Annotated in this window: 24 protein-coding genes and 1 riboswitch; of the genes, 9 read left to right on the forward strand and 15 right to left on the reverse strand. The window is 65.9% G+C overall.

What is annotated here, in order from left to right:
* The first annotated feature begins 221 nt into the window (after positions 1-221).
* From F8G81_RS16110 to F8G81_RS16120, 3 genes are read left to right on the forward strand one after another with little or no spacing between them, the layout of a single operon-like run.
* Positions 222-1157 carry an ABC transporter substrate-binding protein gene (locus F8G81_RS16110; RefSeq protein WP_267275685.1) on the forward strand — a complete coding sequence of 312 codons (936 nt, stop codon included), beginning with the start codon at positions 222-224 and terminating at the stop codon, positions 1155-1157.
* A 16-nt stretch (positions 1158-1173) separates the two neighbouring features.
* Complete coding sequence (locus tag F8G81_RS16115; protein WP_267275686.1) at positions 1174-1938, forward strand: amino acid ABC transporter permease; 765 nt, start codon at positions 1174-1176, stop codon at positions 1936-1938.
* Positions 1935-2672 (forward strand): amino acid ABC transporter ATP-binding protein, encoded by a 738-nt coding sequence (locus F8G81_RS16120; protein ID WP_267275687.1) that lies wholly within the window; start codon positions 1935-1937, stop codon positions 2670-2672. The genes F8G81_RS16115 and F8G81_RS16120 overlap by 4 nt, the downstream gene beginning before the upstream one ends.
* A gap of 116 nt (positions 2673-2788) precedes the next feature.
* Here F8G81_RS16120 and hemL read toward each other — a convergent pair whose 3' ends face one another.
* The 10 genes from hemL to hemE form a co-directional block, all read right to left on the reverse strand.
* Positions 2789-4153 (reverse strand): glutamate-1-semialdehyde 2,1-aminomutase, encoded by a 1365-nt coding sequence (gene hemL, locus F8G81_RS16125; RefSeq protein ID WP_267275688.1) that lies wholly within the window; start codon positions 4151-4153, stop codon positions 2789-2791.
* Positions 4154-4166: 13 nt separating this feature from the next.
* Entirely contained in the window at positions 4167-5285 is a 1119-nt protein-coding gene (locus F8G81_RS16130; protein WP_267275689.1) for an LLM class flavin-dependent oxidoreductase, read from the reverse strand.
* Positions 5282-6265 carry a porphobilinogen synthase gene (hemB, locus tag F8G81_RS16135; RefSeq protein ID WP_267275690.1) on the reverse strand — a complete coding sequence of 328 codons (984 nt, stop codon included), beginning with the start codon at positions 6263-6265 and terminating at the stop codon, positions 5282-5284. The genes F8G81_RS16130 and hemB overlap by 4 nt, the downstream gene beginning before the upstream one ends.
* Positions 6266-6336: 71 nt before the next feature.
* Positions 6337-7218, reverse strand: coding sequence for a uroporphyrinogen-III synthase (locus tag F8G81_RS16140; RefSeq protein ID WP_267275691.1), 882 nt, complete (start codon positions 7216-7218; stop codon positions 6337-6339).
* A gap of 66 nt (positions 7219-7284) precedes the next feature.
* Positions 7285-8283, reverse strand: a complete 999-nt coding sequence (hemC, locus tag F8G81_RS16145) for a hydroxymethylbilane synthase (protein ID WP_267275692.1) — start codon at positions 8281-8283, stop codon at positions 7285-7287.
* Positions 8280-9545: a ferrochelatase gene (locus tag F8G81_RS16150; protein WP_267275693.1), complete on the reverse strand. Its 1266-nt coding sequence runs from the start codon at positions 9543-9545 to the stop codon at positions 8280-8282. The genes hemC and F8G81_RS16150 overlap by 4 nt, the downstream gene beginning before the upstream one ends.
* Complete coding sequence (gene hemQ, locus F8G81_RS16155) at positions 9542-10243, reverse strand: hydrogen peroxide-dependent heme synthase (protein WP_267275694.1); 702 nt, start codon at positions 10241-10243, stop codon at positions 9542-9544. Before hemQ ends, F8G81_RS16150 begins: the two co-directional genes overlap by 4 nt.
* Before the next feature lie 122 nt (positions 10244-10365).
* On the reverse strand, positions 10366-11106 hold the full coding sequence (locus tag F8G81_RS16160) for a hypothetical protein (protein WP_267275695.1): 741 nt from the start codon (positions 11104-11106) through the stop codon (positions 10366-10368).
* A gap of 95 nt (positions 11107-11201) precedes the next feature.
* Positions 11202-12659, reverse strand: a complete 1458-nt coding sequence (gene hemG, locus F8G81_RS16165; protein ID WP_267275696.1) for a protoporphyrinogen oxidase — start codon at positions 12657-12659, stop codon at positions 11202-11204.
* A gap of 4 nt (positions 12660-12663) precedes the next feature.
* On the reverse strand, positions 12664-13770 hold the full coding sequence (hemE, locus tag F8G81_RS16170; RefSeq protein ID WP_267275697.1) for a uroporphyrinogen decarboxylase: 1107 nt from the start codon (positions 13768-13770) through the stop codon (positions 12664-12666).
* A gap of 158 nt (positions 13771-13928) precedes the next feature.
* Here hemE and F8G81_RS16175 point away from each other — a divergent pair, with 158 nt between their 5' ends.
* A complete protein-coding gene (locus F8G81_RS16175; protein WP_267275698.1) occupies positions 13929-15242 on the forward strand; it encodes a glutamyl-tRNA reductase in 1314 nt (437 codons plus the stop codon).
* A 71-nt stretch (positions 15243-15313) separates the two neighbouring features.
* Here the strand turns inward: F8G81_RS16175 and moeB are convergent, their stop codons facing one another.
* A complete protein-coding gene (gene moeB, locus F8G81_RS16180; protein WP_267275699.1) occupies positions 15314-16513 on the reverse strand; it encodes a molybdopterin-synthase adenylyltransferase MoeB in 1200 nt (399 codons plus the stop codon).
* Between the two features lie 83 nt (positions 16514-16596).
* On the opposite strand from moeB, the gene F8G81_RS16185 reads away from it, so the two are divergent.
* Genes F8G81_RS16185 through F8G81_RS16195 form a run of 3 tightly spaced genes read left to right on the forward strand, consistent with a single transcriptional unit; the run spans position 16597 to position 17901 of the window.
* Positions 16597-17262, forward strand: a complete 666-nt coding sequence (locus F8G81_RS16185) for a TetR/AcrR family transcriptional regulator (protein WP_267279259.1) — start codon at positions 16597-16599, stop codon at positions 17260-17262.
* A gap of 51 nt (positions 17263-17313) precedes the next feature.
* Positions 17314-17538, forward strand: coding sequence for a DUF3107 domain-containing protein (locus F8G81_RS16190; RefSeq protein WP_267275700.1), 225 nt, complete (start codon positions 17314-17316; stop codon positions 17536-17538).
* Positions 17539-17598: 60 nt separating this feature from the next.
* Positions 17599-17901 (forward strand): hypothetical protein, encoded by a 303-nt coding sequence (locus F8G81_RS16195; protein WP_267275701.1) that lies wholly within the window; start codon positions 17599-17601, stop codon positions 17899-17901.
* A gap of 77 nt (positions 17902-17978) precedes the next feature.
* Here the strand turns inward: F8G81_RS16195 and F8G81_RS16200 are convergent, their stop codons facing one another.
* The 4 genes from F8G81_RS16200 to thiO form a co-directional block, all read right to left on the reverse strand.
* Positions 17979-18656 (reverse strand): 4a-hydroxytetrahydrobiopterin dehydratase, encoded by a 678-nt coding sequence (locus F8G81_RS16200; protein WP_267275702.1) that lies wholly within the window; start codon positions 18654-18656, stop codon positions 17979-17981.
* A gap of 67 nt (positions 18657-18723) precedes the next feature.
* The gene (locus tag F8G81_RS16205) at positions 18724-19542 is read right to left on the reverse strand and encodes a thiazole synthase (protein WP_267275703.1); all 819 of its coding nucleotides are present in this window, start codon (positions 19540-19542) and stop codon (positions 18724-18726) included.
* 4 nt (positions 19543-19546) lie between these two features.
* Entirely contained in the window at positions 19547-19783 is a 237-nt protein-coding gene (gene thiS, locus F8G81_RS16210) for a sulfur carrier protein ThiS (protein ID WP_267275704.1), read from the reverse strand.
* Positions 19780-21114: a glycine oxidase ThiO gene (gene thiO, locus F8G81_RS16215; protein ID WP_267275705.1), complete on the reverse strand. Its 1335-nt coding sequence runs from the start codon at positions 21112-21114 to the stop codon at positions 19780-19782. Before thiO ends, thiS begins: the two co-directional genes overlap by 4 nt.
* Positions 21106-21224: riboswitch (TPP riboswitch) on the reverse strand. It overlaps the preceding gene by 9 nt.
* Positions 21225-21251: 27 nt before the next feature.
* On the opposite strand from thiO, the gene F8G81_RS16220 reads away from it, so the two are divergent.
* Together F8G81_RS16220 and F8G81_RS16225 are read left to right on the forward strand one after the other, a co-directional pair.
* Positions 21252-22067, forward strand: coding sequence for a thiamine phosphate synthase (locus F8G81_RS16220; protein WP_267275706.1), 816 nt, complete (start codon positions 21252-21254; stop codon positions 22065-22067).
* A gap of 111 nt (positions 22068-22178) precedes the next feature.
* Positions 22179-23696 carry an RNB domain-containing ribonuclease gene (locus F8G81_RS16225; RefSeq protein ID WP_267275707.1) on the forward strand — a complete coding sequence of 506 codons (1518 nt, stop codon included), beginning with the start codon at positions 22179-22181 and terminating at the stop codon, positions 23694-23696.
* Positions 23697-23829: the final 133 nt, after the last annotated feature.

Genomic DNA, 23829 nt, shown 5'->3' on the forward strand with positions numbered 1-23829 from the left:
GCAGCGCAAGGTCAATATAGCCGCTCCATCGAACAAAATTCCGAGTTCACTGAAACAGTAGTCTTTTGTTCTTCTAACTTCCGAATTTAAGGGAAGTGAGATGATTAAGTTTTGCGGTCACCCCTGCCCCGGTCGTTCCGATCAACCCCGGGCAGGCGCCAGGCGCACTGCGCAGCCTGCGGCCCCGTTCGACTTATGACTCAGACGAAAGTGACTACCTGATGAAAAGCAAAGCCCTGAAGTGGCTGACCAGCGTTCCTGTGGCAATCGCCGTGGCCGCCTCACTGGCTGCCTGCGGCGGCGGGACAGCAGCTCCGACCGGCAGCCCAACTGATGCCCTGGCCGGCAGCGACCAGCAGACGCTGGACAAATACACCACCGCCGACGTCACCCCGATCGACCAGATCGACAAGACGAAGCTTGGCCTGAACACTGAAGGCAAGCTCGAGGTGGGCACGCTCTCGGATGCCCCGCCCAATATCTTCATCGATCCCGCGGGCAAATTCACCGGCTACGACAACGAGCTGCTGCGTGCCGTCGCCGGCAAGCTCGGCCTTGAGGTCGAGTTCGTCGCCACCGATTTCTCGGCCCTGCTCTCGCAGGTCCAGACCAAGCAGTTCGACGTCGGTTCCTCCTCCATTTCCACCACGGAGGCCCGCCGCCAGAATGTAGGCTTCACCAACGGCTACGACTTCGGCTTCATGGCCGTCGTGGCCAAGACTGACGGCGACGTCAAGGGCTTCGATAACCTGACCGCCGACCTGCGTATCGGCGTTGTCCAGGGCACCGTCCAGGACGACTACGTCACCAACACGCTGAAAATGGAACCGATCCGTTTCCCGGACTACGCCACCGTTTACGCCAACGTACGCAACGGCCAGGTGGATGCCTGGGTAGCCCCGTCCCAGCAGGCTGAGGGCCAGGTCAAGGACGGCGACGGTACTGCCATCGTTGAATCCAAGGTCAACACGGAGAACTTCACCGCCTACGCCGTGGCCAAAGACAACCAGCCTCTGATTGACGCCCTCAACGCCGGCCTTGACGCCGTTATCGAGGACGGGACCTGGTCCAAGCTGACCAAGGAGTGGTACCCGACACGGGAAATGCCGAGTGACTGGAAGCCGGGCAGCAAGGCCGCCACGGTTCCCCAAAGCTGATTGAGCCGGGACCTTTATGGATCTCCTGGACCAGCTCGCTGACACGTTCTTCAACTGGGAGGAAATGGCAAAAGTCATTCCTGCCCTGCTCATGGTGGGTCTGCCCAACACACTGATTCTGGCAGTAACTTCCGGCATTCTCGGTTCCCTGTTGGGGTTGCTGCTGGCCATGATGGCAATCTCCCGCAACGCGGGAGCCCGCTGGGCAGCCCGCATCTACACCGACATTTTCCGGGGCCTCCCCGCTATCCTGGTGATCCTGGTCATCGGCATCGGTTTGAGCCCGATAGCCCGGGAAATCACAGGCAACAGGAACCCCTACCCCTTGGGGATCCTGGCCTTGACGCTGATCGCGGCCGCCTACATCGGCGAGATCTTCCGGTCGGGCATCCAGAGCGTTGAGAAGGGCCAGCTGGAGGCCTCCAGGGCGCTCGGATTCAGTTACGGCAGTTCCATGCGCCTGGTCGTGGTCCCACAAGGCATCCGCCGGGTCCTTCCCGCGCTGGTGAACCAGTTCATTTCCCTGCTCAAGGATTCCTCGCTGGTGTTCATGCTGGGGCTGGCAGCCTCCGACCGGGAAATATTCCGGATCGGAAACGACGCCATGGCCAACACGGGAAACCTTTCTCCGTTGGTGGCGGCCGGCATCCTGTACCTCATCCTCACCGTGCCGCTGACACACTTCGTGAACTTCATCGATAACCGGCTCCGCACCGGCAAGCCGGAGAAAAAGGAACCCGACGAATTGGCTGCACCTATCGGCAAGGGGGCACAGGCATGACGGATTTTACTTCCGGCACCCTGACCGGCAAGAACCTGCACCTCTCGTTCGGCCACAACCATGTGCTCCGCGGCATCGATCTCCATGTGGAGAAAGGCACCACGGCTTCGGTGATCGGTCCGTCGGGCTCCGGGAAGTCCACGCTGCTGCGGGTCATGAACCGGCTGATTGAGCCCGATCAGGGAGACATCCTGCTGGACGGCCGCTCTGTCCTCAAGGACAACCCTGATGAGCTCCGCCAGCGGATCGGCATGGTGTTCCAGCAGTTCAACCTGTTCCCGCACAAGACAGTGGTGGAGAACGTTTCGCTGGCACTGCGGAAGCTCCGGAAGCTTCCTGCTGAGCGGGCCCGTGCTGAAGCCCTCGAGCAGTTGGACCTGGTGGGCCTGAAGCACAAGGCCGACGTACGCCCCGCCAACCTCTCCGGCGGCCAGCAGCAGCGTGTAGCCATCGCCCGGGCGCTTGCCATGAAGCCCGAGGTGATGTTCTTCGATGAGGCCACGTCGGCCCTGGACCCGGAGCTTGTCAAAGGTGTCCTGGCGCTGATGGCTGACCTCGCCAAGGGCGGCATGACCATGGTGGTGGTGACCCACGAAATGGGCTTCTCCCGCAATGTCTCGGATACCGTAACGTTTATGGACGCCGGTGTGGTGGTCGAATCGGGCCACCCCGACCAGATCTTCACCGCGCCGCAGACAGACCGCCTCAAGGGCTTCCTCTCCGACGTCCTGTAATCCCAGCTGAGCAATACCTGCTGAACTTCTAAATCGCGTCCAGCAGGACTTAAAAAGGAATCCCCGGTTGCACCGCAACCGGGGATTCCTCGTTTAAGCGCAGTTCAACAGGCGGTTCAGCTGACCGCAGCGGAACGCCCGACGCCGGGACTCACCGTCGCCGCCGCCGCGGCCTGCGCTGCGGCGGGCAGGGCATCAAAGATCCGGTTCATGGCCGCGTCGTCATGGGCCGCTGAGAGGAACCAGGCTTCGAAGACCGACGGCGGCAGGTACACACCGGCGTCGAGCATGGAATGGAAGAACGGCGCATAGCGGAACGTTTCCTGGCCCTGCGCGTCCGCGTAGTTGTGGACCCCGGTGGCAGAGGTTCCAAAGGCAACGGAGAACAGGTTTCCGGCGAACTGGATGGAGTGGTCCACGCCCGCGGCGTCCAGCGCCGAGGACAACGCGGAGGACAGCTCCAGCGACCTGGCATCAATGAACGAGTACACGTCGCGGGTGGCGTGCGTCAGGGTCGCCACGCCCGCTGCCATCGCCACCGGGTTTCCGGACAGCGTCCCCGCCTGGTAGACCGGGCCCAGCGGGGCGAGGTAATCCATCACGTCGGCACGTCCGGCCAGGGCCGCCGTCGGCATTCCGCCGCCGATGACTTTTCCAAAGGTGAGCAGGTCCGGGGTCCACGGTTCAGCGGCGTCCGGCGCCCCGCCGGTCAGTCCCCAGTAGCCGGAGTAGCCCGTGCGGAAGCCGGTGAGGACTTCATCCACGATCAGCAGGGCGCCGTGTTCCCGCGTGATCCGGGACAGCCCCAGGTTGAAGCCCTCGCCGGGCGTTACCACGCCCATGTTGGCCGGGGCTGCCTCGGTGATGACGGCAGCAATGTTGGGACCGTGCGTGGCAAAAGCGGCCTCGACGGCGGCGAGGTCGTTGTACGGCAGCACCAGGGTTTCGGCTGCCGTGGCTTCGGTGACACCGGCCGATCCCGGCAGGGCCAGGGTGGCCACGCCGGATCCGGCGGCGGCGAGCAGGCCGTCCAGATGGCCGTGGTAGCAGCCGGCGAACTTGATGATGAGGTTGCGGCCGGTGAAGCCGCGGGCCAGCCGGACGGCCGTCATGGTGGCTTCGGTGCCGGTGGACACCATACGGACGCGCTCCGCTGCGGGAACCCGCTCCTGGACGATGGCGGCGAGGTTGGCCTCATCCGGGGTTGAGGCGCCAAAGGACAGTCCCCGGTCCACCGCGGCGTGGACAGCATCGAGGACGGCGGGGTGGGCGTGCCCCAGGAGCGCCGGGCCCCAGGAGCAAACGAGGTCGACGTATTCCTGGCCGTCGGCATCGGTCAGGTATGGTCCCTTCGCTGAGACCATAAAGCGCGGGGTTCCGCCAACTGATCCGAAGGCACGGACAGGCGAGTTCACGCCGCCCGGCATCAGCTGGCGGGCACGGTCAAAGAGTGCCTCGTTACGAGGGTTGCTGGAAGTCATGGTTCCTATTCTTTCAGTTGCTTTCAACGGGCCAGGCAGCCTCCGCCAGCAGGGCGGCGACGCGCGGCGCCACCTCGGTGCCGAACAGCTCGATCGAGCGCATCATGGCGGCGTGCGGCAGGGTGCCGTTGCTGTATTTGAGGTCAAACCTGTCCACGCCCAGGTTCTTCTTGAGCAGGGCGATCTTGGCGGCGACGGTTTCCGGTGAACCGACGTAGAGGGCGCCCTCCGGGGTGCACATTGCCTCGAATTCGCCCCGGCTGGCCGGTCCCCAGCCGCGCTCGGAGCCGATGCGGTTCCGCTGCTCGAGCCAGTGCGGGAAGAACTCGTCCCGCGCCTCCTCATCGGTTGCGGCAACATGGCCGGGGGAATGCGTGGCGATCTGCTGCATCGGATGGCCGTATTTCGCCATCGCTTCGCGGTAGAGATTGGCAAGGGGCGCGAACGACCGGGGCTGTCCGCCAATGATGGCGAAAATGATGGGGTATCCGTACTGGGCACAGCGCAGCACGGATTCCGGGGTCCCGCCGACGCCTATCCAGGCCGGAAGCAGGTGGTGTTCCAGCGGCGGATAGACGCTCAGCCCGTTGATCGCGGGCCGGGTCCGGCCCTCCCAGTGCACCGGTTTTTGCCGGCGGACCTTGTCGAAGAGCTCGAGCTTCTCCTCAAACAGGACGTCGTAGTAGGCCAGGTCGAGGCCGAAGAGCGGAAAGGACTCGATGAAGGATCCGCGCCCCAGCATGACCTCCGCCCGTCCGTTGGCGATGGCATCCACTGTGGCGAAGCGCTGGAACACCCGGATGGGGTCATCGGAGCTGAGCACCGTCACGGCCGAGCCCAGCCGGATGTTTTTGGTCCGTGCCGCAGCGGCGGCCAGGAAAACCTCCGGGGCCGATACCGCGAAGTCACGGCGGTGGTGCTCTCCCACGGCGAAGGCATGGAGTCCTGCCTCGTCGGCGAGTTCAGCCTGCTCGAGGAGCTGGCGCAGCACCTGGGCGTGCGGGACGGGGTGCCCGTCAGGGAAGACTCCGACGTCGCCGAAGGAGTTCAGTCCCAGCAGGATCCGGTCCGGGCCAACGGGCGTTGTCGGGTTCGCCGCTGACGCCGGATCGGGCAAGGACGTGGGGTTCATCGCGATTCCCTCAGCCAGCCTGCCAGCTCAGCCGCCCAATACGTCAGCACCATGTCCGCCCCGGCCCTCCTGATGCCAAGCACAGACTCGGTAATTGCTGCGCGGCGGTCGATCCACCCGTTGGCCGCCGCGGCTTCGATCATCGCGTACTCACCCGAGATCTGGTAGGCGGCAACCGGGACCGGGCTCATCGCGGCAACGTCAGCCAGAATGTCCATGTAGCTCATGGCCGGCTTGACCATCACAACGTCGGCGCCTTCCGCCAGGTCCAGCTCCACCTCGCGGATGGCCTCCGTCCGGTTTCCGGCGTCCATCTGATACGTCCGGCGATCGCCCGTCAGCTGCGAATCCACTGCCTCCCGGAACGGGCCGTAGAACGCGGACGCGTACTTGGCCGCATAGGCCACCACCGAGGTTTCGGTGTGTCCGGCCTCGTCGAGGGCCTGCCGGATGGCGCGCACCTGGCCGTCCATCATGCCGGAGGGGCCCAGCATGTGGGCGCCGGCGTCGGCCTGCGCCACGGCCATCCTGGCGTAAATTTCCACCGTGCGGTCGTTGTCCACATAGCCGTTAGCGTCAAGGACCCCGCAGTGTCCGTGATCGGTGAATTCGTCCAGGCAGACGTCACTCATGATGACCAGTTCATCGCCCACCTCGGACCGGACATCACGGATTGCCCTGTTAAGCACACCGTCCGGATCCAGCGATGCAGTGCCTTCGGCGTCCCGGACGGCCGGAATGCCGAAGAGCATGATGCCGCCGAGGCCCAGTCCGACTGCCTCCGCTGCCGCCTTTTTGAGCGTGTCCGTGGTGTGCTGTACCACACCGGGCATGGAGGTGATTGGATGTGGCTCCGAAAGGCCTTCCCTGATGAATGCCGGCAGGATCAGTTCCGGCGGCGCCAACCTGGTTTCGGCAGTGAGCCGGCGCATGGCCGCCGTGGTGCGCAGGCGGCGCGGGCGTTGGTTCGGAAAACTCATGTCTTGTCCTTCACTTTGTCTCAGGGATGCGTGGCCGGGCGCGCTGCCGGCGGGTCTTCCGTTGCCGTGATTCACGGCGGAGCCTTCCCGTCCTGGGGTTTGAGGGCTTCGGATACGGCCGCGACCAGCCCTTCCGGCGTGGGTTCTGCCGCGACGGCCGCCACCTCGAGGCCGAGCGCTGTGGCCTGGTCCGCCGTCGAACGTCCGATCGCTACCAGGCGGCAGCTGCCCAGGGGCGAGAGTTTGCCGTGGATGCGCCGTACGGCGCTGGGCGAAGCGGCCACCACCGCATCCAGCCGGCCGGCCGCCAGCTCTGCCCGGGCGGCTTCAGGACTCACCATTCTGTACGACGGCGGCGCGGTGGCCGCCGTTTCAAGGGACAGCCTGCGTTCCTCATCCGCCGGATAATCCACTGTCCGGTAAGCCGGAACGGCAGTCACCGATGCCCCGAAAGCCGACAGCCCGTCAGCGAGGCGGGGAGCGGCAATGTCAGCCTGCGGCAGGAACACCCTTGCGGATCCTTCCGGCCACACGGCCAGCAGGCCTGCAGCGGACTGGGAGTCCCGGGGAGTCAGCGCCACGGTGAGGCCTTCTGCTTCGAGCAGGTCCCTGCAGGCAGGCCCTATGGCGGCCACCCGGGTAGACGCAGGCACCCAGCCGCCGAGGGTCAGGCCACGTTCGGCTGCCTTGTCCCTGAGGACATGGACGGTGGTGGCGCTGCTGACCACCAGCCAGTCGAAGGCACCCGCGCCCAGGGCGTCGCAGGCCACATCCAGGGCGTGCTGGTCGGAGGCCCGTTCAAAGTCGATGAGCGGAAGCAGCAGGGCTTCTGCGCCTGCCCTCTCCAGCGCTGAGAGCAGGGAAACCGAGCGCTCAGGACTGCGCGTAATCAGGACGCGCGCATGGGCCAGCGGCTGCCTGCCGGATGGTGGTGTGCCGGCTCCGCTGCCCATTTCAAACCGTCCCGTCTCAAACCGCCCCATCTCACACCGCCCGGCGCCGGATGCGCACGGGGCGGCTCAGGACGCCTGGAGGTCTGCGATGTCGGCGGCGCCGCCGGCAAGGAGTACCTCGGCCAGTTCAATGCCCAGCAGGGTGGCGCCTACCTCGGTCAATCCGTCGGTGGCCCGCCTGTCTCGGACAGAGGCCGTCCCGTCCACGGCACAAACCACTGCTTCGAGGTGAAGGAGGCTGCCCTTGCGGTAGGCGTAGGCGCCCACCGGGGCCGCGCAGCCGGCTTCGAGCCGCGCCAGGAGCGCACGCTCCGCGGTGACGGCGAGCCTGGTGTCCGGATCGTCCAGTGCGGCGAGGGCCTGGGCAAGAACACCCTGGGAGCCTTCGGTGGAACCCGCCTTGCGCGGCGCGTCGGCGGCCCGGCATTCAATCGCCAATGACCCCTGCCCGGCGGCAGGAAGCATCACGTCAGTTTCCAGGAATTCGCTGACAGCATCCAGCCTGCTGATCCGCTCCAGCCCCGCTGCCGCAAGAACTACGGCGTCAAGGTCGCAGGATTTGCCCGGAACAATCTGGTCCGTGGTGTTACCCGACAGCCCGGGAACCCTGCCAAGGCGGGTATCCACGTTGCCGCGGATGTCGACGATCTGGAGGTCCGGCCGGGCTGCGCGCAGCTGTGCCGCGCGCCGGGGCGATCCCGTTCCGACCGTTGCCCCGGAGGGCAGGTCAGCCAGCTTCAGGCCGTCCCGTGCGCAGAGGACGTCGCGCACGTCGACGCGCCGCGGAGTGGCGGCCAGGGCCAAGCCAACCGGCGCGCCGGTGGGGAGGTCCTTGAGCGAATGGACGGCGACGTCGCACTCGTTCCGCAGCAGCGCATCGCGCAGGGCGGTCACAAAAACTCCAGTGCCGCCCATTTGGGACAAGGAACCGGTCAGGACGTCGCCGTCCGTGCGGATACGCACCAGCTCAACTGGAAAGCCTCCGACGGCGGCCAGCTGGTCCGCGGTCTGTTGTGTCTGCGTGAGGGCAAGCTTGCTGGCCCTGGTTCCGATCCGGACGGTCACTGGACGCCTTCTCCCCCGGCCCGTACACCGGACGCGTCTGGGTAAGGGTCATAACCCTTACCGACGGTGGTGTCAGCCCCCGCGATGGTTGGCTTCTCGCCGCGGAAGTTTGCGCAGCATCCCGGCCGGCAGACGTCGTACCAAGGCCCCAGGCCGGTCACTGCCGGACGGTCAGCGATGTTGCCGGTCAGTGTCCGCTCCAGGATCAGGTCCACCAGCCCCTTCACAAAGGTGCGGTGGGTTCCCGGGGTGGGCACGCGGGTGGCGGTCAGGCCAAGGTTGCGGCAGGTCTCCAGAGCCTCGGTGTCCAGGTCCCAGACAACCTCCATGTGGTCGCTGACAAATCCCAGCGGCACAATCACGATTCCCTTGACACCCTGGCCGGCCAGTTCCTCGATGGCATCGTTGATGTCCGGTTCAAGCCACGGCACGTGCGGGGCGCCCGAGCGGGACTGGTAAACCAGTGACCAGGGAGCAGTTTGCCCTGATTCTGCCTCGACGCGGTCCATGACCGCTGCACCGGTGGCGAGGTGCTGGGCCACGTACGCCGAGCCTTCCTCAAACTCGCGGGGCTCTGCCTCGGAGCGTCCGGCTGCCTCGGCATCACGGGTAGGGATGGAGTGCGTTGCGAACAGGATGTGCACCGGCGCATCCGGGCTTCCGGCAGCTGCCAGCCGGGCACGGACGTCGGCCAGGCCTGCCGCCGTGCCTTCGATAAACGGCTCCACAAAACCCGGGTGGTCGAAGTACTGACGCACCTTGTCCACCTCAAGCCGCCCGTCCAGGCCGGTCTCGGTCAGCGCCATGCCGATGTCCTCGCGGTACTGGCGGCAGCTGGAGTAACAGGAGTAGGCACTGGTGGTGATCATCAGCAGGCGGCGGTGGCCGGCGTCGTACGCGTCCTGCAGGGTCTGCGGAATGTACGGGGCCCAGTTGCGGTTTCCCCACAGCACCGGCAGCTCAATGCCCCGCGCCGCGAGTTCCGATTCCAGGGCGGCCTTGAGCTCGCGGTTCTGCCGGTTGATGGGGCTGATGCCGCCGTTGGCGCGGTAGTGGTGGGAGACCTCTTCCAGCCGCTCGTCCGGGATCCCGCGGCCGCGCGTGACGTTGCGGAGGAACGGAATGACGTCCTCCTGGCCCTCAGGGCCGCCGAAGGAGGCGAGCAGGACGGCGTCGTAGTCCTTGGGTGCCATCCGCCCGGCTTCGGTTACGGGATTCACGGTTCCTGCTGCCAGGGCTTCCTGGCGGTCCAGTGGGCTCATGCGAGGACCTCCGCGATCTCCGCAGCCGAGATGCGGCGGCCTGTAAAGAACGGGATCTCCTCCCGGACGTGGTTGCGGGCTTCCGTGGCGCGCAGGTGCCGCATCAGGTCCACCAGGTCAACCAGCTCGGGAGCCTCAAGGCCTAGGATCCATTCCCAGTCCCCCAACGCGAAGGAGGACACCGTGTTGGAAATGACCTGGGGAAAGTCGCGGCCCAGCATGCCGTGGTCGCGCAGCATCTTCCCGCGTTCGACCTCGGGCAGGATGTACCACTCGTAGGAGCGCACGAACGGGTAGACGCACAGCCAGTCGGCCGGCTCCACGCCGCGGGAATATGCCGGCGTGTGGTTCTTGGCAAACTCTGCCTCCCGGTGCACACCCATGGCCGACCAGACGATCTCCGTTCCGGCGAAGAGCTTGCTGCGGCGGATATCGCGGATGGCCTGCTGCAACGCTTCGGGCTTGGGTCCGTGGAGCCACACCATCACGTCAGCATCCGCGCGCATGGCGGAGACGTCATAGCTTCCGCGGTGGGTGACACCTGCCGCGGCAAGGCGGAACAGCAGCGCGTCGAAGTCCTCGGCGGCGTCAGGGCTGCGCAGGATCTCTGCAGACCGCTTGAAAACAGTCCAGAGAGTAAAAAACTGCTCGGCTGATTCTTCGGTTTTAGTGACAGATTCGGCAGAAGTGTGGCTCATGCTTACCAGTTTGCCCCTTCCTCACCGTCAAGTCGAAACCGATGACTTCTACAAGACGTAGAAGTGTTGTAAATCACAAAGTCGGTCTATCCCCCGCCCGCGGGCGGGTGGAACCAGGGGTCTCAGAGCCGGCGGATTTTAGCGAAGACGAGTCCCGCGGCACCCGCGGAACCTACCAGGCCCAGGCCGAGCCACACCTTGGCGGTCTCGGGCAGGTTCTCCGGCGCCTGGGTCATTGCCTGCCGGCTGACAGCGGGTGAGCCTGCGGCCTGCAGGGTGCCGCTGCGGGCCGCCTGTCCGGCAGTGGGTGACGGCGCGGTCGAGGCCTGTCCCGCCCCGGCTTCCGCTGGAACTTCCGGTTGGGCTGCTTCGGGCTGCGCAGGCGCCTGCTCGGGCGCGGAAACCACAGCTCCGGACTGTGGAAGCGGCGGTTGCAGGACTGCCCCCGTCCCTGCAGCAGTGCCCTGCTGTGCCCCTGACGTCAAGGGCGGGACACTGCTTGTTGACGGGGCTGGAGAGGTCGCCGGAGCAATGGGCGTGGATGGAACCTGGGAGGGGGACACGGTCCCTGTCGGCGCGGGAGCCGTAGTGGTTGCCGGGCGCGAAGGCTGACTGCCCGCGGTTCCGCCGGAATCGAGGAGCCCGCCCGCCAGGCTGGTCAGCGCAGACAGCTGCACCGTCCCTGTTATTTGGACACCGGACTCGCCGGAATCAGGGCTGACTTCGTCCGCCTGGGACGATGTCACCCCCGCTGACAGGACCAGTACCGCCCCGACTGCCGCTCCCGCAGCGCCCCGTCGAAGTCCCCCATGGATACCGGCCCGGGAACGTGAAAGTTCGGACCTGTACTTAACCATAGTCATCGACCCTAGCCACATCCGCAGGCGGATGGAAAGTCGGTGACATCTCCGCGGGCGTCCATTTGACTGCCCACCAGGAGTCTGAGCAGGAACGATGCTCAGCCCGGGATGCCGCGGATCTGCAGGCGCGTGTCCGCCACCACGGCAGCCAATCCGTTGCCCGCCACCCAGCCGCCCACCACCACCAGGCCACCCTCCCGGGCACAAAGGTTCCTGATCTCGGCCACCCTGGCTTTGTGGCCGACGGCGGCGAACGGCAAGGCCCCCTGCCACCTGACCACATTCCAGCCGATGACGTCTTCCCGTTCGACAGGTACGTCCAGCAATGCCGACGCGTCCCGGAGCGAGGAAGCCAGAAGCTCGCTGTCACTCGTTGGCCCGGCGCCGCCCGAGGGTGAACCATCGATCCGCCCGTAGGAGAGCCGGAGGACGTGGGTGCCCGGACCGGCGGCGGCTGCGAGCCAGTCCCATTTGGCTGTTGCGTGGGTGAGCGCTTTTGCCTCGATGCCCAGGGTCTGCGGGGCTACCAGAACGCCGGTGCCGCGTGGCCTGGTGTCCAGTTCCGGAAGGTCCACCACCAAGGTGACCAGTTTGACGTCAGGTCCGCTTTCCGGGCTTTTACCCGCCAGTTCCGGAACGGACTGCTCCAGCAGTCCGACGGCGGCCGGACCGTCCAGCGCCACCACCAGCAGGCCGGCGTCGTACTCTTTGTCCGCTGCCGCAACACGCCAGCCGCCGTCCGTACGTGCGACACTCCTGGCTGGGACAGCCGTCAGCAGGTTCACGCCGCGGTCCGTAAGGTCGCTGACCAGGGCGGTGATCAGTGTGTGCATGCCGCCCACGAGCCCGGCAACCGCGGACCCCGCCTTGGCAGGCGGCGCGGACACGGGCGAGTCCGCACCGGCGGGCGATACAGCGTCCTGCGAACGTGCGCCTCCACGCTGCGCGGCGACGGCAGCGGCGAGTGAACCGTGCGTGCGCAGGCCCGCGCGCAGGCCCGGCGCCACCATGTCCACATCCAGGAGGCCCGGATCGGCGGAGTGCACTCCCCCCACCACCGGGGCCACCAGTCTTTCAAGCACGCGGCGCCCCATCCGCATCCGCACCAGGGATGACACGCTGGTGACAGCAGCAGATGACCCCAGCGAAGCGGGGAGGAGCTTATCCAGCGACGCCCGCAGCGAACCGAGGAAGCCAAGGGAGCGCCGCACCTCCGGATCCCACGGGTTGGCGGGAATGCCCAGGACGCCGGTTTTCGGCAGTTCACGGGGACCGTCCGGCAGCTGGACCCAGGCACCGCCCGGCCGCGGCGCAACAATTTTGTCCGCCAGGCCCAGCTCCGCGGCAAGGTCAGCCACCGCGGTGGAACGCGTGGCAAAGGATTCCGCGCCGCTGTCCAGCGTGAGCCCGGCCACCACGTGGCTGCCAACGCAGCCGCCCCAGGTGCCGCCGGCCTCCAGGACAGTAACCGTGTATCCGGCCGCGGACAGCTCCCTCGCAGCCAGCAGGCCCGAGATCCCGCCGCCCACCACCACGGCGGCCCTGCCCTCCTTCACGGGCCTACTCCGGGGAGATGGAGTGGATGAGCTGAACAACCCGGGTGAGAACGGCAGGATCAGTCTCCGGGGGGACGCCGTGGCCGAGGTTGAGCACGTGACCGGGGGCGGCCGAACCGGCGGCGATTACCTCCCGAACGTGGGCCTCGAGGACGTCCCAGGGCGCTGACAGCAGCGCGGGATCGATATTTCCCTGCAGCGGCACCGTCCCGCCAAGTCGCCGGTTCGCCTCATCGAGCGGCAGGCGGTAGTCCACGCCCACCACATCGACGCCGACGTCGCGCATGGCTACCAGCAGCTCCGACGTTCCTGTGCCGAAGTGGATGAGCGGTGCGCCAAGATGCCGCACGTGGTCCAGGGCCCGGGCCGACGCCGGCGCGACGTACTTGGTGTAGTCGGCCAGTCCCAGCGAGCCCGCCCAGGAATCAAAGAGCTGCCCGGCGGAGGCTCCCGCTTCGAGCTGGGCCCGGAGGAAGAGGCCGGAGGCATCGGCTGCCCAGTTGGCCAGCGCCGTCCAGGTTTCCGGGTCGGCGTGCATCATCGTCCGCGGACCGAGGTGGTCCCGGGAGGGCTTGCCTTCCACCATGTAGGCGGCGAGCGTAAACGGCGCGCCGGCGAAGCCGATCAGCGGGGTCCTGCCCAACTCGGCCACCGTCAGCCGCACCGCTTCCCTGATCGGCTCCAGGGCCTCCCACGTGAGCTCGGGCAATGCGGCAACGTCGGCGGCGGTACGCACGGGATTGTCCAGCACCGGGCCAACCCCCGGGACAATATCCACGCCCACGCCTGCGAGCTTAAGCGGAATCACAATGTCGGAGAAGAAAATGGCGGCGTCCACGTCGTGGCGGCGCACCGGCTGAAGGGTGATCTCGGAGGCAAGGTCAGGGCGCAGGCAGGAGTCCAGCATGGCGACGCCTTCACGGACTTTCAGGTACTCCGGCAACGAACGTCCGGCCTGCCGCATGAACCACACCGGACGGCGGGAGGGCTTGCCGCCGCGGTAGGCAGTGATCAGCGGGGAGTCTGCGGTGCGGCCATCCACCAGCGGATGGTCTGCAGCAAGGGCGCCGTCACTGGACATGGCTTTGGACACGGCGGGGCTAGGAGTCATGCTTTTGATTGTGCCCAAAATCCGGCGCAAAAGATAACGACAGCCTGTCATCCCATGCGGCCGGCAGGACCCCGTGGCACAAATCACAGCCCGCCTCATCCGGTCCTGGCGGGACGGGTTGTTCTACCGACTCACGAAAAAGCTATGATTGTGGTGCTGTGGTTCTTTTTTCATTGGTGGCTACACACGCCGACATCGACCTTGAGACCGTTGCTCAATTGAGCAACGGTTCTTCCGGGGTTGCCACATCCGCACTCTCCGGATCGCCGGCAGTGACGGGTGCGGTGGTGCTTGCCACCTGCAACCGCTACGAAATCTACGGTGAAGCGCCCCATGCTGATGACGTCGAGGCGGCACGCGCCGCGCTGGTGTCCCAGATCAGCGGCCTCAGTGGCCTGAACGAGCAGCTCGTATCCCGGTCCTTTAGCACCAGGACGGGACCGGAAGTCAGCCAGCACCTTTTCGCCGTAAGCGCAGGACTCGATTCCGCGGTGGTGGGCGAACGTGAGATCGCCGGCCAGGTGCGGCGGGCCCTCATCACTGCCCAACATGAAGGCACTGCAAGCTCCGGCCTGGTCCGGCTGTTCCAGGCCGCTTCCAAGACCGCCAAGGACGTTGGCGCCCAGACCGCCCTCGGTTCCCGCGGCCTGTCCATCGTGTCGGTAGCGCTGGACCTTGCCACGGACCTGTCCGAGAACCCGGACTGGTCCACCAAGAAAGTCGTGGTGTTCGGCACGGGCGCCTACGCCGGCGCCACCATGGCGCTGCTGCGCGAACGCGGCTGCACGGACATTTCCGTTTTCTCCTCCTCCGGCCGCGCCGAGGCCTTTGTTGCCACCCGTGGCGGCACCGCACTGGACAGCGAATCACTCCATCCCGCCGTCGCCGCGGCCGATGTCATGATCGGCTGCAGCGGTTCGGATATCAGGGTTGAGGCCGATGAACTCGCAGAGGTCAGGGCGGAGTCGCCTCAGCCGCTGATTGCCATCGACCTGGCGCTCACCCACGACTTTGACCCGGAAGTGGGACAGCTCGACGGCGTTGAGCTGCTCACGCTGGAATCCGTACGCCTGGCAGCGCCGCAGGAACAGGCTGAGTCCCTGATCCAGGCCAGCGGCATCGTTTCCGGCGCCGCCCAGGCTTTCGAGCAGGAGCGTGAGGCCCGTTCCATGGACTCCGCCATTGTTGCCCTGCGCCGGCACACCATGAACGTCCTCGACGCCGAAATGGAAAAAGTGCGCGCCCGCCACGGCTGCACCGCAGCGGCCGAGGAAGTGGAGTTTGCCCTCCGCCGGATGGTGAAGCAGCTGCTGCACGTGCCCACGGTCCGTGCCCGTGAACTTGCCGCCAACGGCCAGCAGGACGATTACGTTGCGGCCCTCGAGACCCTCTACGGCATTACCGTGGAGCAGCCTGCCGCTGCTGCGCAGGCCGAATGCCCCGTGGACCACAAGGGCCTCGAAAGCGCCTGACCCCCGCGTTGCCCTATCACTTAGGGTCGCCAAACGGCCCGGTTAGGGACCATAAGTGATAGCGCAAGCGGTCAGTAGACGGGTTTCTGCGGCTCCACGTCCCGGACCCAGGCGAGGATCCCGCCGTCGAGGTGGCTGACCCGCTGGTAGCCGGCCTTCCGGGCCGCTTCAAGGACAGTGGCTGACCGGGTTCCGGCTTTGCAGTGGAACACGATGTCCTTGTCCTGGGGAAGCTCGGACCACGCCTCCCCCGCCAGGATCCGACCCTGCGGAATCAGCACCGATCCCTCAATCCTGACAATGTCATGCTCACCTGATTCCCGGACGTCCACGAGGTCGAAATCCTTCAGCCCGGCCTTCCGGGACGCCAGCATGGTGGCCAACTGGGTTGCGGTCACCGTGTGTTCGATGTCAGCCTGATGCGCGGGCTCGATGCCGCAGAAAGCGTCATAGTCGGTGAGCTCGGTGATGGGCGGCGCCGCCGGATCCTTCGACACCCTGATCTCGCGCCAGCTGCCGCCCAGGGCATCAAACAGGGCCACACGGCCCAGGAGCGAACGCCCGACGCCGGTGATCAGCTTCACTGCTTCGGTCACCATCAGGGAACCAACCGCTGCGCAGAGCATCCCAAACACCCCGCCTTCGCCGCAGGAAGGCACCGACCCGGCCGGCGGAGCCTCCGGGTAAAGATCGCGGTAGGTGGGTCCATGCTTCTCCCAGAAGACGCTGACCTGGCCGTCGAAGCGGAAAATGGAGCCCCAGACATACGGCTTGCCCAGGATCGCGGCGGCGTCGTTGACAAGGTAGCGCGTAGAGAAGTTGTCCGCGCCATCAAGGATGAGATCGTACTCTGCGAAAATTTCAAGGGCGTTTGTCTCATCCAGCCTGACATGGTGCAGCCTGACGTCCACTAGTGGATTGAGCGCGGCGATCGCATCACGGGCGGACTCAATCTTTGGCCGTCCCACATCCGCGACGCCATGGATCACCTGCCGCTGCAGGTTGCTGAGGTCCACTGCGTCATCGTCAATGATGCCCAGGGTGCCAACTCCCGCAGCCGCAAGGTACAACAGGGCCGGTGATCCCAGCCCTCCGGCGCCTATCACCAATACCTTGGCGTTCTTGAGCCGGCGCTGACCCAGGGCGCCAATCTCGGGAATGATGAGGTGCCGTGAATAGCGCTCAACCTCCGCCGGAGTCAAATCGCCAGCTGGCTCCACCAAGGGTTCCAGCGAAACAGACGGAGCATTTGCCGTGAATGTCGAAGCCATACTTCAATGTATGCCCTAGATACCGCCGGGTCATATTACCGCGCAGTAAAGTGGAGGTAACTGCAATGGAAAGTAGGACAACTGTGGTCCCTGAAGCACGGGCTGACCGATCGCCCGGCGTCGAACCGTCCGCCCCGGTGCGCAGCGCCGGTCAGCGGTCCGCCAGGCTTCCCCGTGATGAGCGCCGCGCGCAGCTCCTGACAGCCGCCCAGGAAGTCTTTGTGGCCAATGGCTACCACGGCGCGGCGATGGACGAGATAGCCGAGACGGCGCACGTCAGCAAACCGGTGCTTTATCAGCATTTTCCGTCGAAACGGGAACTGTACCTGGCGCTCCTGGACAGTCACTTATCGGCCCTGACCGACCTCATGCTGGGAGCCCTCAACTCCACCACGGACAACGATGAACGCGTGCAGGCCGTGATGCGGGCCTACTACCGCTTCATCGCCAGCGATGACCAGGCCCACCGCCTGGTCTTTGAATCGGACCTCATCAACGACCCCGATGTCAGCTCCAGGCTGGAGACTTTCAACAAGACGTTCGCGGATGCCGTGGCCCGGGTCATCGCCGAAGACACCAAACTGCCTCATCTGGAAGCGCAGCTGCTGGGCCGCGGCCTGGCCGGCATGGCGCAGGTGAGTGCCCGTTACTGGCTGGAAACGAACGGAAACCTTGACCTCGACGTCGCCAGTGACCTGATCTACCGTTTAGCTTGGCGCGGAATCTCTCGCTTCCCCAAGGAAACCTAGACTACAAATAAGAGAACACCCTGAAACTTTGATTGGCTGGGAGGCCCCGCTTTGGAAATTAAGATCGGCGTACAGAACATTGGCCGCGAAATTGTGCTTGAGTCAGCCCAGGATGCTGATGCTGTGGCCAAGGTCGTCGAAGAAGCCATCAGCAAGGGCAGCGAGCTTCGCCTCAAGGATGACAAGGGCCGCGTCATCATCGTCCCCGGCAATGCCCTCGGGTATGTGGAGATCGGCGCTGAAGAGTCCCGCCGGGTGGGATTCGGCCAGTTCTAGCAGCCTGTCCGGCCAGAAAAGCCTTTCAAGGCGCCAGTTGCATTTTTGACGAGGAGATCCATGCTTTCGCTCACCATCGTTGTCCTGGCCACTACGGCCGCAGGCTTTATTGTCTGGGCCAATGACAAGCGCCATGCCAAGTATGGGATGGGGCTGCCCGCCGGGGTTGCCGTTACCGTTGGTGCACTGAGTTGGATCATCTTCATGACAGCGGGCTTTGGCTACCAGCCGGGCCTGACCTGGATCCCGTGGGTCATGCCCGTCGCGCTTGGCACCGCGGCAGCAGTAGCGGTGGCCGTATACCTCGGCAGGACCCGCGCCCGGCACGACACCATGAGGCTGACGGCGGCGCTCAAGCTGTAACGGTGCGGTTCCCGCTGACAATCTCGCCGGCATTTCCCGGCCTGGCCTGAGATCAGGCTTGGCCGGGGATGCCGATTTCAGGCCTGGCCTGGGATGTCGGGCTGGTAGCCTTCCTCGGTACACAGGCACAGCCTGTTTCCCTGCCTGTCCGTGACTACCACCCATTCGGGTGCGTAGTCACGGTTCATTAAGGCTCCGGTGGCCGCGGTTTTCTCCAGGACGGGTCCCGATTCGGCCTTGCTCCGGTAGACATCAACATGGATCCGGCTGCTGTTCGGCGTGGGAGTCTCCTGGAACCACACACTGGGCCCGCGCCCGTAGGGATCCACCAAATCGTTTCCTGGGGTCTTTTTATAGCCCAGGGCCACCCGCCACACCTCTGAGATTTCTGTTGCATCCACGGTGTCGATCGCCAGTTCTACAGTCCTGTAGAGGGCCGGCTCCGCCTCTGCCCCCACGTCCTCAGCCGCGGAACTCACTGCCGCGGCAGCCCTGGCGTCACGCTCTGTCACGTCTCCGCCGGCGTCGTGGGACGTGAAGCGGATGAACACCCGGTTGTACCGCCAGTCAAGGTCCGGGTGGTGGTTCTGCTCTTCGGCAATGCGTCCGACGGCGGCAATCAGCTCCAGTGCGGCGGCCGCCGTCGGCGCTTTGTAGACGGTGACCAGTGCCCCCTGGCAGTAACGCCAATCCGGGAGCCCGGTAAGGGCCTCATCAACCTGCGCCCTGGTGAGTAAGTCTTCCTTGCCGGCCACTGCTGACTCCTAGGCTCGTCCTGTCAGCCCGGCCCCGGCGCTGGCCGCCCCCTGCCTAGGGAACGACCTAGAGGAACTCCGCCCGGCCTTCCATGGCCGACGACGCCAGGGCGTGCTCACGGCGCGGAATCCTGCCGGCCGCTTTGGCCAGCCTACCTGCGATAACGGCGTGTTTGAAGGCCTCCCCCATCAGCGCCGGGTTCTGCGCCCGGGTCACGGCGGTGGCCAGAAGCACGGCGTCACAGCCCAGCTCCATCGCGAGCGCCGCGTCAGAAGCGGTGCCGATGCCGGCGTCGAGAACCACAGGAACCGAAGCGCGGGAAACGATCAGCTCAATGTTGTGCGGATTGAGGATCCCCAGGCCGGTACCGATCGGCGCTCCCAGCGGCATGACGGCTGTGGCTCCCAGGTTCTCGAGGCGCAGGGCCAAGACGGGGTCGTCGTTGGTGTACGCGAACACTTTAAACCCGCGGTTGACGAGCTGCTCCGTGGCGTCCACCAGTTCAACAGCATCAGGGAGGAGCGTCTGTTCGTCGGCGATGACTTCGAGCTTGACCCAGTCGGTCTCCAGGGCTTCGCGGGCCAGTTCGGCGGTCATGACGGCATCGCGTGCGGTGAAGCAGCCCGCCGTGTTGGGCAGGACACGGATGCCGTGGTCCACCAGCAGCTGGAACAGCGATCCCGACTCGGCAGGTGAATAGCGGCGCATCGCCACGGTGGTCAGCTCGGTCCCGGACGCAAGCAGGGCAGCGCCCAGCCCGTCCAGGCTGGGCGCGCCGCCGGTTCCCATGATGAGGCGGGATCCCAGCGCGACGCCGTCAATGATCAGTCTGTCCGCGCGCCCTGGTTGGTGGTTCAGCGTGCTGATGCTGCTGGTTTCTGTCATGGTGTCAGCCTCCCTGGACTGCTGTGACCAGTTCCACGTCATCACCGTCGGCGAGCGCCGTGACGTACCACTGGCTTCGGGGTACTACTTCTGAATTGTGCGCCACGGCCACGCCGAGCTTCTTACCGTCCGTCGCCTGGCCGTCGGCCGCCAGCGGCCGGCCGGTGATTTGGCTGACAAGGGTGGTGATGGATGCGCCGTCGGACACGGCGTGCTGCAAGCCGTTGAGGGTGATGTTCATACTGATTCCTTTTCTTGGTCGATGGCAGCTTCTGGGCCGATCGCGTCATTCGCGTGAACCTGCGCGGCAACGGAAACGGGCGCGGAAAACCTGGCCGGGCTGAAGGGCAGCCAGCGCGGATCCGATGTGCCGTCCATCAGGTCCCGGCAGATCACGGCAGCGGCGGGGGCTAGGAGTACTCCATGCCGGAAGAAACCGGTGGCGATGATCAGCCCACCGATGTGTTCTGGGCGTCCCGGTACGTTGACCCGGCCCAGCAGCGGAGCATTGTCCGGTGTCGCGGGGCGGGCCCTGGCTGTCATTTCCACAAGTTCCAGCTCGGCCACCGCCGGCACCAGGACCTGGGCGTCACGCAGCAACTGGTAGACGCCGCCGGCGGAGACAGCGCCATCGCCGGCATCGGACAGGGAATCCTCGCGCTGGGTTGCCCCGATCACCACTGTGCCATCCTGCCGCGGGACGATGTACACGGGCACGCCCCGGACCAGCCCGCGGATGGTGGACGTCACCAGCGGCCGGACATGTGGGGGGACGGCAAGCCTGAGGATGTCGCCATACACCGGCCGGAGGGGCAGGCGCAGGCCCTGGGGCAGGTTTGACAGGGATCCAGCCTGCAGCCCGTTCGCCACTACGGTTTCGCCGGCCAGCACCGTGCCGCCATCCGCCAGCAGCACTCCGCTGACGTTCCCGTCCTTCCAGAGGAGCGATGTGGCCTTTTGGGCAACCGCGAACCCTTCGCCCGCCCCTTCGACGGCGGTTCCGGAACCTGGCCGGTGTGCAGCCAGGACTAGCCGCAGGCACGCCAGGAGCTTCCGTGGATCAACCTGGTGGTCGGCGGGGATGTCCAGTGCGCAGGAAATGGCCGGGCTGAGGAAGGCCTCCCGGGTCCTCGCCTCCCGGACGGTGAGGGGTTCCACGTGCAGTCCGCTGGCCTGCTGGACCGTTCGGAGGTCCATCAGTGCCCGGCGGTCCGCCGCATCCGCGCCGACGGCGATGGTCGGCGTCGGCATATAGCCCGGGTCCAGGGCCGCCAACCGGGCGAGATCCGCCGCAAAGGCGGGCCACAGGGCTGACGATTCAAGCATCAGCTCCAGGAGGTCCTCCTCCTGGTAATGCAGTTCGCTCACCGGCGCCAGCATGCCGGCAGCCGCCCAGCTGGCCCCCGATCCGGGGGCGTCGTCGATGACCACCACGGACCGGCCGGAGCGCCTCGCTTCCCACGCGATGCCGTGGCCTATGACTCCGCCACCGATCACTGCAACATCTGCACGCAGCACAGCAGGCGGTGCAGCGGGTGCAGGACCCCGGGCAGTTCGGGATGGGGGGATCATGGTTTCCTTCCCTACGCCGGTACTAGCCGGATCAGGTCAAGCGGTCGGCTCTGACGCCCTCTCAGCCCGGCGCTTTATGACAGCTGCCGCGGGCTCCCGCAGTACCAGGCCAGTTTAGAGGAACTACGCTGGTTTCCATGAATACCGCCCTTTCCAACAGCACTGCCTCCAACAGCACGGCAATTTCCAGCGCACCAGGCACCGCACCCGCCGCAGACACCGCCGGCGGCTTCAGCAGCGCGCGGCTGTACCTGTGCACGGACGCACGCCGGGACAAGGGCGATTTCGCCGATTTTGTGGATGCGGCGTTTTCCGGCGGCGTTGACATCATCCAGCTTCGAGACAAGTCCATCGAGGCGGCGGAGGAACTGGAACTCCTGGAGGTGCTGAAGGCGGCGGCCCGCCGCCACGGCCGGCTCTGGGCAGTCAACGACCGTGCGGACGTCGCCCTGCTGTCCGAAGCCCCCGTTTTCCACATCGGGCAGAAGGACCTCCCGCTGGCATCAGCGCGCCTGCTCCTCGGGGACCGGGTCATCGGACTGTCCACCCACAGCACCGGGCAGATTGACGCCGCCATCAGCGCTGGCGCCGCCGCCGCGGGCACAGGCAAAGAGACGGCAGTCCAGCAGGCAGGCACCGAAGCCCCCTTTGCGGCGGGGCTGGATTATTTCTGCGTAGGACCCGTCTGGGCCACTCCCACCAAACCCGGCAGGGCCGCCGTCGGCCTTGACCTTGTGTCTTACGCAGCGCGTGCCGTCAGCGACGCCGGCTCCGTCCCTGGTGCCCGGCCGGTGCCCTGGTTCGCCATTGGCGGCATTGACCTTGGCAATGTTGAACAGGTTGTCCAGGCCGGCGCCAGCAGGGTGGTGGTGGTCCGCGCCATCACCGATGCCCCGGACCCGGCTGAGGCTGCGGGTGCCCTGGTTCGCGCCTTGGATGCAGGGGTGTCCTGAGCCCCGTTTGAGCCCTGCCTGGGCCTTTATCGGCGCATCGTCCGCGCCGTCACCACCCGTTGAGGGCCTGTTGCGTGCACTCAAGGCCAAAATCGGGCTAACCTGAATTTCGTGTCACATCATCGCCTGGCTCCCAACGTCCACGAGCTGACAAACGCCCTCGCGGAGGCCCTGAGCGCGCTGCGGACCGAGCTGGAACTGCCTGGTCCCTACCCCGAGGAAGCAGTGCGGGACGCGGAGGCGGCCGTGGCTGCACTGGAGCTGCCGGCAGTTGACCTGACCGACGTGGAGTTCCTGACCGTTGATCCGGAGTCGTCCACGGACCTTGACCAGGCACTGTTCATCGAGCGCGCCGGTGATGGCTACCGGGTCCTGTACGCGATCGCTGACGTTCCTGCCTTTGTGATCCCGGGCGGCCCCCTGGATGCCGAGACCCGCCGCCGGGGGCAGACGTTCTATGCCCCGGACGGGCGGATTCCGCTGCACCCGGAGATCATCAGCGAACAGGCCGGCAGCCTCCTCGCGGGCCAGCTGTGTGCCGCCTTCGTATGGGACTTCGAGCTTGATCACGCAGCCAATGTCGTTTCGGTGGGTTTGCGCCGGGCCCGGATGCGCAGCCGCGCCAAACTCAGTTACAAGGGCGCCCAGGCGGAGATCGACGCCGGAACGGCCTCCCCCGTCCTGCAGCTCCTCAAGGAGGTGGGGCTCAAGCGGGTTGAGTTGGAGCGCATGCGCGGCGGAGCCAGCCTGAACATGCCCGAGCAGGAAATCGTGCAGTTGCCCGACGGCGGCTACCGGATTGCCGCGGCGCCGCAGCTTCCCGTGGAGGATTGGAACGCCCAGATTTCACTCATGACAGGAATGGCCGCCGCCGCTCTGATGCTGGAAGGGAAAGTGGGCATCCTGCGCACCATGGCGGCCCCGGATGAGCGCTCCCTGAACCATTTCAAACTCCAGACGGAAGCGCTGGGAAGGCCCTGGGACGGAGAAATCACGTACGGCGAATTCCTCCGTACCCTGGACCCCACCGATCCGCGGCAGCTCGCAATCCTGCACTCTGCGGGCATGCTCTTCCGCGGCGCGAGTTACACGGCGTTCGACGGCAGCGTCCCCGAAGACGCCAGGCAGGCCGCCATCGGAGCGGCGTATGCCCACACTACTGCTCCCCTGCGCCGGCTGATCGACCGCTTTGTCCTGGTGATCTGCGAAGCCCTGAGCAACGGCAGGCCTGTGCCGGACTGGGCCCGGGAGGCACTGCCGTCACTGCCGGTCATCATGGCCGGGTCCGACCAGCTGGCGTCGCGGATGGAGCGCATGGCGTTGGACACGGTGGAGGCCGCCCTGCTGGTCAACCACGTGGGCCAGGAATTCGATGCCATTGTGATCTCCGGGTCCAAGCCCCGCAACGGCAACGACCGCAACGGCAACGACTCCGCCGGAAACGGTAACGGTAACGGCCGCAACGGCAACGGAAAGAATGGGAACGGCGCCTCCGGAATCATCCAGATCGCCGAACCCGCAGTGACGGCGCGGTGCGGCGGCGACCTCGAATCGGGCACAAAAGTCAGGGTCCGGCTGATCTCCTCAGACATAGCCAGCAGGGAAGTCCACTTCGAACTGGTGGGCTAAAACCTTTACCGCCAAGCCTCCCAGCATCCCCGCTTTGCGCGTGGTGTGAACGCCACGATGGGGGCCAAGGCCAGCATTCGGGTTCCGTACGGCTAGACTGAAGAAGTAGATATGGATGCCCGGTCGTTGATTT

Origin of the sequence: Arthrobacter sp. CDRTa11 (assembly GCF_026427775.1) — a bacterium.
In the GTDB taxonomy this organism is placed as follows: Bacteria; Actinomycetota; Actinomycetes; order Actinomycetales; family Micrococcaceae; genus Arthrobacter.

Excerpts from the sequence above, each read along its gene's own strand:
- F8G81_RS16160 (WP_267275695.1), bottom strand. The coding sequence starts at position 11,106 with ATGACTATGGTTAAGTACAGGTCCGAACTTTCACGTTCCCGGGCCGGT.
- thiO (WP_267275705.1), bottom strand. The coding sequence starts at position 21,114 with ATGATCCCCCCATCCCGAACTGCCCGGGGTCCTGCACCCGCTGCACCG.
- hemB (WP_267275690.1), bottom strand. The coding sequence starts at position 6,265 with ATGAGTTTTCCGAACCAACGCCCGCGCCGCCTGCGCACCACGGCGGCC.
- F8G81_RS16120 (WP_267275687.1), top strand. The coding sequence starts at position 1,935 with ATGACGGATTTTACTTCCGGCACCCTGACCGGCAAGAACCTGCACCTC.
- hemE (WP_267275697.1), bottom strand. The coding sequence starts at position 13,770 with ATGACTCCTAGCCCCGCCGTGTCCAAAGCCATGTCCAGTGACGGCGCC.
- F8G81_RS16195 (WP_267275701.1), top strand. The coding sequence starts at position 17,599 with ATGCTTTCGCTCACCATCGTTGTCCTGGCCACTACGGCCGCAGGCTTT.
- moeB (WP_267275699.1), bottom strand. The coding sequence starts at position 16,513 with ATGGCTTCGACATTCACGGCAAATGCTCCGTCTGTTTCGCTGGAACCC.
- F8G81_RS16110 (WP_267275685.1), top strand. The coding sequence starts at position 222 with ATGAAAAGCAAAGCCCTGAAGTGGCTGACCAGCGTTCCTGTGGCAATC.
- F8G81_RS16130 (WP_267275689.1), bottom strand. The coding sequence starts at position 5,285 with ATGAACCCCACGTCCTTGCCCGATCCGGCGTCAGCGGCGAACCCGACA.
- F8G81_RS16205 (WP_267275703.1), bottom strand. The coding sequence starts at position 19,542 with ATGACAGAAACCAGCAGCATCAGCACGCTGAACCACCAACCAGGGCGC.
- hemQ (WP_267275694.1), bottom strand. The coding sequence starts at position 10,243 with ATGAGCCACACTTCTGCCGAATCTGTCACTAAAACCGAAGAATCAGCC.
- F8G81_RS16220 (WP_267275706.1), top strand. The coding sequence starts at position 21,252 with ATGAATACCGCCCTTTCCAACAGCACTGCCTCCAACAGCACGGCAATT.
- thiS (WP_267275704.1), bottom strand. The coding sequence starts at position 19,783 with ATGAACATCACCCTCAACGGCTTGCAGCACGCCGTGTCCGACGGCGCA.
- hemL (WP_267275688.1), bottom strand. The coding sequence starts at position 4,153 with ATGACTTCCAGCAACCCTCGTAACGAGGCACTCTTTGACCGTGCCCGC.
- F8G81_RS16140 (WP_267275691.1), bottom strand. The coding sequence starts at position 7,218 with ATGGGCAGCGGAGCCGGCACACCACCATCCGGCAGGCAGCCGCTGGCC.
- F8G81_RS16150 (WP_267275693.1), bottom strand. The coding sequence starts at position 9,545 with ATGAGCCCACTGGACCGCCAGGAAGCCCTGGCAGCAGGAACCGTGAAT.
- F8G81_RS16115 (WP_267275686.1), top strand. The coding sequence starts at position 1,174 with ATGGATCTCCTGGACCAGCTCGCTGACACGTTCTTCAACTGGGAGGAA.